1 protein-coding gene is annotated in these 1,593 nt (G+C 72.8%); it reads right to left on the reverse strand.

Annotated features, from left to right (window positions below; all coding sequences use genetic code 11):
• Positions 1-1,593, reverse strand: a 1,593-nt coding sequence (locus tag WA805_RS18300; protein WP_425242931.1) for an alanine--tRNA ligase-related protein, incomplete at both ends; no start/stop codon positions are given.

Raw genomic sequence — 1,593 nt, forward strand, 5'->3', positions numbered from 1 at the left:
CACCACGACCGGCCGGTCCGCGGGCACGCCAGTGATCATCACCACAGCGGGCCGCTGGGCCGGGACCCTGCCCCGCACGTCCAGCGCGAGCCTGCGGAGCGCGTCGGCGTCGGTGCCGTCCGGCACCTGGTGCGCTACGAACGCCACGCCGCCGATGTCTTCCGCCGCCGCGGCGATGTCGCCCGCGGACTCCAGCAGCGCCGCCGAGCGGAGCCTGTTCAGCTCGCGCTCCGCCTCGCGCAGCCTGCTGACCACGCCGGAGATGCGCTCGGGCAGTTCCTCAGGGCGCGCCTTCAGCTGCTCGGTGAGCTGGTTGACCAGCACGCTCTCGCGGGCGAGGAAGCGGAACGCATCGATGCCGACCAGCGCCTCGATCCGCCGCACGCCGGACCCGATGGACGACTCGCCGAGCAGCTTGACCAGGCCAAGCTGCCCGGAGCGAGCCACGTGGGTGCCGCCGCACAGCTCGCGGGAGTACTCGCCGACCTCGACGATGCGGACCTCACTGCCGTACTTCTCGCCGAACAGGGCGAGCGCGCCCATCGAGCGCGCCTCGTCGAGCGAGGTGTGGAACGCGCGCACCGTCAGGTCGTTGATGAGGACCCTGTTGACCTCGTCCTCCACCTCGCGCAGCACCGACACCGGTACCGCGCCCGTCGCGGTGAAGTCGAACCGCAGCCGGCCAGGCGCGTTCTCCGACCCGGCCTGTGCCGCCGACTCGCCGAGCGCGCCGCGCAGCGCGCGGTGCACCAGGTGGGTGGCGGTGTGCGAGCGGGAGGTCGCCCGGCGCCGTTCGATCTCGATCTCCGCGTGCGCCGGCGAGCCCACGGTCACCTCACCGAAGCGGACCACGCCGCGGTGCACGATCAGGCCGGGCAGCGGCGCCTGCACGTCCGTGACTTCGATCTCGGCCGGGCCGCTCGGGCCGTCGGTCCTGATCACGCCCTGGTCGGCGAGCTGGCCGCCGCCCTCAGCGTAGAACGGTGTGCGGTCCAGCACCACGGCGACACCGTCGCCCTGCACCGCCGCCGTCACCGGCACCCCGCCGGACAGCAGCCCGACCACGGTCGCCTCGCCCGCGATCAGGTCGTACCCGGTGAACGTGACCTTGCCCGCCTGCTCGAGCAGCGACGCGTACACCGAGATGTCGGCGTTGCCGGTCTTCTTCTCCGTCGCGTCCTTCTTGGCCCGCGCGCGCTGCTCGTCCATCAGCCGGCGGAACCCGTCCTCGTCCACGGAGAGGCCCTGCTCCGCCGCCATCTCCAGGGTCAGGTCGATCGGGAAGCCGTAAGTGTCGTGCAGCTGGAACGCCTGCTCGCCGGACAGCACGGACGACTTCTTGCGGCGCGCCTCCTCCACCGTCACATCGAAGATCGCGGTGCCGGTGCGCAGCGTGCTCGCGAACGCCGCGTCTTCCGCGTCGACGACCGCGTGGATGTGCGCGGCGTCCGCGTGCAGCTCGGGGAACTGCTCGCCCATCGCCTCGATCGCGACCGAGGTCAGCTCGTGCATGAAGCCGGCGCCCGTCGGCGCCCCGCCGCCGCGCTGGCCGCCCGCCAGCAGCCGCAGGTTGCGGATCGAGCGGCGCAGCAG

This window comes from Trebonia sp. (genome assembly GCF_049794275.1).
Lineage (GTDB): Bacteria > Actinomycetota > Actinomycetes > Streptosporangiales > Streptosporangiaceae > Trebonia.